The 5403-nt window shown below is 58.4% G+C and carries 8 protein-coding genes; 2 read left to right on the forward strand and 6 right to left on the reverse strand.

What is annotated here, in order from left to right; genetic code table 11:
- Positions 1 to 97 precede the first annotated feature (97 nt).
- Both PMI11_RS15515 and PMI11_RS15520 read left to right on the forward strand, forming a co-directional pair.
- The gene (locus PMI11_RS15515) at positions 98 to 373 is read left to right on the forward strand and encodes a type II toxin-antitoxin system Phd/YefM family antitoxin (protein WP_007536799.1); all 276 of its coding nucleotides are present in this window, start codon (positions 98 to 100) and stop codon (positions 371 to 373) included.
- On the forward strand, positions 360 to 791 hold the full coding sequence (locus tag PMI11_RS15520) for a hypothetical protein (RefSeq protein WP_007818555.1): 432 nt from the start codon (positions 360 to 362) through the stop codon (positions 789 to 791). Before PMI11_RS15515 ends, PMI11_RS15520 begins: the two co-directional genes overlap by 14 nt.
- Positions 792 to 997: 206 nt before the next feature.
- Here PMI11_RS15520 and PMI11_RS15525 read toward each other — a convergent pair whose 3' ends face one another.
- The 6 genes from PMI11_RS15525 to PMI11_RS15550 form a co-directional block, all read right to left on the reverse strand.
- Positions 998 to 1402: a type II toxin-antitoxin system VapC family toxin gene (locus PMI11_RS15525; RefSeq protein ID WP_007818556.1), complete on the reverse strand. Its 405-nt coding sequence runs from the start codon at positions 1400 to 1402 to the stop codon at positions 998 to 1000.
- Complete coding sequence (locus tag PMI11_RS15530) at positions 1399 to 1671, reverse strand: AbrB/MazE/SpoVT family DNA-binding domain-containing protein (protein WP_007818557.1); 273 nt, start codon at positions 1669 to 1671, stop codon at positions 1399 to 1401. The genes PMI11_RS15525 and PMI11_RS15530 overlap by 4 nt, the downstream gene beginning before the upstream one ends.
- A 160-nt stretch (positions 1672 to 1831) precedes the next feature.
- Positions 1832 to 2950 (reverse strand): serine hydrolase domain-containing protein, encoded by a 1119-nt coding sequence (locus PMI11_RS15535; protein WP_007818558.1) that lies wholly within the window; start codon positions 2948 to 2950, stop codon positions 1832 to 1834.
- A 121-nt stretch (positions 2951 to 3071) separates the two neighbouring features.
- On the reverse strand, positions 3072 to 4247 hold the full coding sequence (locus PMI11_RS15540) for a site-specific integrase (RefSeq protein ID WP_007818559.1): 1176 nt from the start codon (positions 4245 to 4247) through the stop codon (positions 3072 to 3074).
- Positions 4244 to 4648, reverse strand: a complete 405-nt coding sequence (locus PMI11_RS15545) for a type II toxin-antitoxin system VapC family toxin (RefSeq protein WP_007818560.1) — start codon at positions 4646 to 4648, stop codon at positions 4244 to 4246. Before PMI11_RS15545 ends, PMI11_RS15540 begins: the two co-directional genes overlap by 4 nt.
- Entirely contained in the window at positions 4645 to 4902 is a 258-nt protein-coding gene (locus tag PMI11_RS15550) for a type II toxin-antitoxin system VapB family antitoxin (protein WP_007818561.1), read from the reverse strand. Before PMI11_RS15550 ends, PMI11_RS15545 begins: the two co-directional genes overlap by 4 nt.
- Positions 4903 to 5403: the final 501 nt, after the last annotated feature.

Here is a 5403-nt window from a genome sequence, read left to right on the forward strand (position 1 = left end):
TAACGATCCCTGCACCAACGCCCGCTGTCGGTAACACCGAGCTCAACATTGCAAAACTTCCGGAAAACCCGTATATTCCGTAAAAAGGAGTTTTGACATGACCTCCACTGTCACGGCGGCCGCCGTCTCGAAGAATTTCGGCGCCTATCAGGACGCGGCTGTCCGCGATCCCGTCATCATCACCAAGAACGGTCGCCCGAGAACGGTGCTGATCGCCTACGAAGACTATATGCGTCTAACGAGGCGGGATAGGCGTGTTGAGCTGACGTCGTCGCTCAGCGACAACGACCTGGCAGCGATTGAGGCGTCTGAGATGGATGATGGCCTGGATCATCTCAACACCGAGTTGACCGGCAAGCATGCTGCCGATTGAGCCGAAGGTCGGCTGGGTCCTTCGCTACTCCTATCTCTGGCATTGGCAATATCTCGAAGGCCGCGAGGAGGGTGACAAGGATCGCCCGGCGCTTGTGCTGGCCATCTTCGCGCGTCTCGACGACGGCACACCGACGGTTCGCGTTTTGCCGATCACTCACACGCCACCCGGCAAGGCAGAAGACGCGATCGAGATTCCGCCGGCGACGAAGCGACGGCTTGGGCTCGACGACGATCGATCCTGGATTGTGCTGACCGAGAGCAACCGCTTTGTCTGGCCGGGTCCGGATATCCGACCGGTCGATGGCGAGATGGGATATGCCGGGCCTTTGCCGCCGGCGCTGTTTAACGAGGTGAAGCGTCGTTTTGTCGAACTGGCCCGGTCGCAGCGGCATCGGGCGACACCAAGAAGCGAGTAGCGGCATAATCTTTTCCCTGAACCGGCGTTATTCACGGCCGCGCGGGCCGTGGATTTACCAGTCGCCAAATGCGTGTCGGCGGGCTTCTACGGCGGAAACCTCCTAAAACTGGCTGTTCTGGAAGAGGATCAGCTCGGCTATGACGTTTTGGACGGATTTGACGCGGAGAACCGGGGGAAGGGAGCTGACGCGGCCATGATGCCCCGCTATCTCTCAAGCCAGTTTTCGAGGTTGAGGCCGCGGATGCGCTGGAACTCACGCATATTATCCGTCACCAGTGTGAGGTCTAGTGCACAGGCATGCGCGGCGATCAGCAGATCGTTGAGGCCGATGGTCTGCCCTGCAGCTTCCAACTCTGCGCGGATGTCGCCGTATTTGATATCGGCGGGAATATCCAGCGGCAGTATGGGAAGCGTTTCCAGTACGCTCTGGACCTTGGCCAACAGCTTGGCCGATCCTTTTTTGGTGCAGCCGTATCGCAACTCCGATGCGACGACGATGCTGGAGCAAATCTCCCTAGGACCTAAATCTTCGATGCGCCGTGCCACCGGCCCGAAAGGATTGCGTATGATGTCGCTGATGATGTTTGTATCAAGTAAATACCCGTTCAAAAAATATTCTCCGGCTTGGCAGGCATATCCTCAATATCGGGGAACTGGTCTTCTGGCCCAAGTGGAGCTTCATTCTTCCACGCGGCAATAAGTTCCACGATGTTGGAAGGCTTGGTTACGGGCTCGATGATGAGCTTGTTCCCTTCCCGGTGGATCAACACACGATCACCCGGCAACTCAAATTCCGCAGGAATGCGTACGGCCTGGCTGCGGTTGTTGCGGAAGAGCTTCACTTCTTTGGATCTTGATGATGGCAATGACACAGGCATTCGAAAGCCTCCTTTGTATATGCCAGAATGTATATGCCATGTTGTGCGAATTCAAGCCCGGCAACCCGTTCTTCAGCATGTCACAAGGTCAGGCGGTAGGTGTGATTGCTCTCAGGCTCGCTCTTCCAAACTCCGGGAACGGCCTCCTGCGAGAAAACCACTAAAGGTCGTATATCGCCCGAGCGATATTTCGCGGGTACAATCCCAGGCAGCCTTCGACGGCGGTATTGGACATGATCGCGGCGGAAATGCCTTTCACGGGATCGATGAACCAACTGTGCCCATAGACTCCGCCCCAGGTTACCGATCCTTTTGACATCGGAGACTCTGCCAGAATCGGATCCTGAATCACCGCGCCCAAAAAGGAGAACTCCTGTCCTGGTTCGGCTGGGCGCGGGATATTACCGATCTGGTTGAGAAGCGCTGCCCTCGCCGTGTCCGCCTTCAAGATGGGAGCCCCGCCCTGACGAATGGTTTCAAGAAAGGAGATCAGATCCGGCGCCGTCCCCACCATGCCAGCGCCACCGGATTGGAAAGCCTTTGGGTTGAAGAGCCGAAACGGCGCAAAGGTCAGCAAGTTGCCATCACTGTCCGGGACCAGATGCCGATCATTCATCCGGACGGCGGTCGGATTGCCGTCAGCATAAGGCGTAGCAAGTCGCTCCAGGTCACTGACCGAGAAACCGGTGTCGCTCATCCCAAGCGGTTCGAGCACGTGATGACGCACCACTTCATCCAGGCTGCAGCCTTCGATCCGCGCTATGACTGCCCCAAGGACGTCGATAGCGATCGAGTAAGACCAGAGCGTGCCCGGTGCGGCCAGGAGCGGAAAGGTCGATAATCGGCCGAAATTCTCTTGAAAATCGAGGTCTGTATCGGAAAGACCACTATTGAACATCCGCTCCGGTGGTGTGGTTTTGGGGTCCGCACCATAGCTGAGGCCCGCCGTATGAGTGAGCAGGTGATGGATGGTGATATCGGCTATTTTCCCATCTGGCTGCCGAGGCTGGAAATAAGGAAGGTGATCTCGCACGAGGTCGCCAAAAGCAAGCCTCCCCTTGTCGACAAGTGCTAAGGCGGCGGCAGCTACAAGCGGCTTACTCACGGACGCGAGACGAAATATGGTCCCGATTTCGACGGGTTTCCCCATTTCGCGATCGGCATAACCCGCGGCGCGGCTATATACGGTCTCTCCGTCCTCGACGACGATCACGACAGTGCCGACGATCTTGCCTGTCTCGATCGCCTTCTCGATAATCGTGTCGATCCGAGCCTTCATCGCAACAATCCTCCAATGGCCTGCAAAGCAGGCACAGGACTACATGTTTCGCTTATGTCCGCAAGGCAGCGCAGTGCCGGTAGGTGCTGTGTCGAACCATAAGTGATCGCGATACGGTCGCTCACATGATCAATCGAGCCGCCCGTCCGTTCTTACGTTCGGCGTTGCTGTAGTAGCTCGCCGCCTGCGTCACCGACTTGTGCAAGGATTGCTGCATGGCCTCCTGCAGCGGCACGCCGCGATTGGCCGCCTCGGTCAGATACCCGGATCGCAGCCCATGCGCCGAAAATACCTCCCGATCGAGACCAGCTTGGCTGCAACGCGTCTTCAGGATCAGATTGACCGACTGCGGCGTCAGAGCCCGGCGATCGATATTGCCCCATTGGTCGATACGTCGGAACACCGGTCCAGTGTCGATCTTCGCCGCCGCCAGCCACTGCTTCAAGGCGACGACCGGCCGGCCGATCAAAACGACATGCACTCGGTCGTCTGCTGTCGTCGTCTTCGTGCGGCCCAGACTGATGGTGAGGCAGGGCACGAGAGGGGAGACAGAGTTTCGGGGATCGGCATGCACCGGCTCTTCGTCGACGAGATCTTCGACGCGCAGGTCAGCAACTTCGGAGCGTCGGCGGCCGCCGGAGGCAAAGGCGGTGAGCAAGAGGGCGCGGTCGCGAAGATCGACCATGCGCTCGCCGGCACAGGTGGCCAGCAGCTTTGCCAACACATCGCCGGTGACCGCCCTTTTACTCTTGCGCCGCCTTGGCCGAGCGCTGGCCCGCACGGCGAGCCTGAGCGCAGATTTCAGGGAAGGGGCGGTAAACGATCCGCTCAGGCCGCGCCAGCGGGTGAGGATCGACCACGAAGTAAGTCGCCGGCGCACCGTATCCGGCGCATGCGGGCCGTCGGCCCGCAGCAGACCTTTGGCACGTAATGCCATCTCGATCTCGGCCGGCATACCGTGGCTCGGATCTTCGGCACGCTCGACCGGATCCCAGAGATGATGGGCGACGAATTTGAGCAGCAGGCTTTCCGGCGCCGGCCAGGGGAGGGGGCTGCCGGTGGCCAACTCGCACCAGGCCTCGAGATAGCCGAGGTCGGAGGCAAGCGCGCGGAGCGTGTTGGCACCCATGCCCTCCTTGGCGAGATGCTTGAGGGTGGCGACATCCTCGTCTGTCAGCAGTGTCGCCAGCTGATCGCGCCTAGCAAAGGGTAGGATGGCGTCGAGCGCATCGAGTTCCTCGGCGCGGAGCAGCACTGGATCAGTGGGGGAGGGCTGGACGACAGCTTTGTTTGTCATTGAGTAGCCGATGCGGGATGGCACTTTACGTCTGTCCGCCCGAAATCATTCCCCTTGAATAGCAAGGGCGCCTTGGCAATCGCGGCAACGGCGTACGAATAGCAGTCGCCCATATTAAGGCTGGCCGGATGGCGACCTTTGCCAAACAGTTCGAAGGCCTTCTCGGCAGCATAGTAATGCCGCTCGCCAAAGGCCACAGCGGTCACATTTGGCAACGCCACGAGCTGTGAAATGATGGTTGCAGCGTTAGGAAAGCTCTTGCCGGTGAGCACCATTCTTGCCTCGAGTAAGGTCGGCCAACCAATGACGACCTCCTCACGGGTGACGAGCGCATGAAACCGTTCAGCTTCGGGCTCTCCCAGTGACGTGGCCACAATCACCGACGTATCGACGGCAATCATTTCGGCAAGCCGTTTTCGTCGTAAAGATCGTCATGGGCGGAGGTGGTGCCGGGTGGAACAGACCGGCGGCCCTCAGCCATCAGCTCCCAAAGCGTGTCGGCTGGCGTCTGTGTCGGCTTTTGCCGCAGTTCTTGGTCGTAGTGCTCGAGCGCAATTTCGACGAGCTTGTTGATTGGTTGGCCGGTGCGTCTGGCCAGCGCGTGTGCCAGATCGCGTGCCTTGCTGCTGCGGATGGAAAGCTGCGGTTCGGACATTTGGAGCACTCCTGGCGCGGATATCATGCCGCAAAGATAGTGCTTTGAGCCGAAGATAGCAAGGAAGCGCCATCAGATGGCTCACTATCGATACCTTATACTTATCGATGGTTAGACATCGTTTCGGCAAAAGCAGCATGTAATGAACGCCATTCGAAGGAGCTTCAAGCGCGCTGATATCGCGTGCTCAATCCGATGGTTTCTATCAGCCACTCTTCTTCAATGGAGAGGCGCCCACAGGGCCGGCCGACTTCAGCGGAATTGACGCATATGCCGTTACCGGAGAACTCCTCGCAATTGACCGTCTCTTGCAACAAACAAATGTCGAATACCTCGACAGCAATGCAGGGCCGCGAGATCCTGTAAACGTCCTCCACTCACAATCAATGCTGAGCATCTTGATGTATGCAAGCGAGCAGCCAGAAACTGGTTGGTCGGCTATCGGCGTAAGCCTCTGGAATTCTCTGTTGAACAGAGAGCTAGTGGATTGATCGAGACAAA

The sequence above is a fragment of the Rhizobium sp. CF142 genome, from assembly GCF_000281145.1.
GTDB lineage: Bacteria > Pseudomonadota > Alphaproteobacteria > Rhizobiales > Rhizobiaceae > Rhizobium.